A 635-nucleotide genomic window follows, 5' to 3' on the forward strand; every position below is an offset into this window, starting at 1 on the left:
CAGTCTTGCCTGCCATTCGCTCTAAAGCCGATGCGCGAATGATGTCACTGTTGGAAGAATCTTGAGCCGTATAAGCCAACGCATCTGAACCACCTCGGTGGCCTATTGCGTCTGCATAAAATGCGACCGAGAAGTGCTGAGTGTTGCGATACTTTGATTTTGGGAACCATTGACCAATCTGCTCATCGGCCCACTTCGCATCTTTATCATCATGACAAGCAGTACAAACATTGGGCGTATTAATATGCTTGCTTAAATCTGGGCGCGGAACGTGCCAACTGTGGTCTCTGCGCGGGTCTACCTGCATATAGGTCGTCTCCGGCATGTGGCACGTTGTGCATTTTGATGCCTCGGTGTTCGCTTGATGAAAGGTGTGGTTTTCTGACAGATAATCTGACGCTACATGGCATTGCGCACATACTGCTTCTTCTGGGATTTTGAGTTGGGCGGTATGTGGATCGTGACAATTTGTGCACGTTACGCCTTTCTCTGCCATGGCCGATTGCAAAAACGAGCCGTAGACATAGTCCTCATCGTAAATTTGGCCATCGTGATAATAGAGCTCAGGAGTAATTAAACTCAGGCGGTACTTATCAAGAAACGCACCTTTGACGTGATCCGCTTCTTCATTCAAC

1 protein-coding gene is annotated in these 635 nt (G+C 48.2%); it reads right to left on the bottom strand.

Annotated features, from left to right (window positions below; all coding sequences use genetic code 11):
* On the bottom strand, positions 1-635 hold a 635-nt coding region (locus tag R7O13_RS28165), incomplete at both ends, for a cytochrome c3 family protein (RefSeq protein WP_318305358.1).

The sequence above is a fragment of the Vibrio sp. Y176 genome (assembly GCF_033438945.1).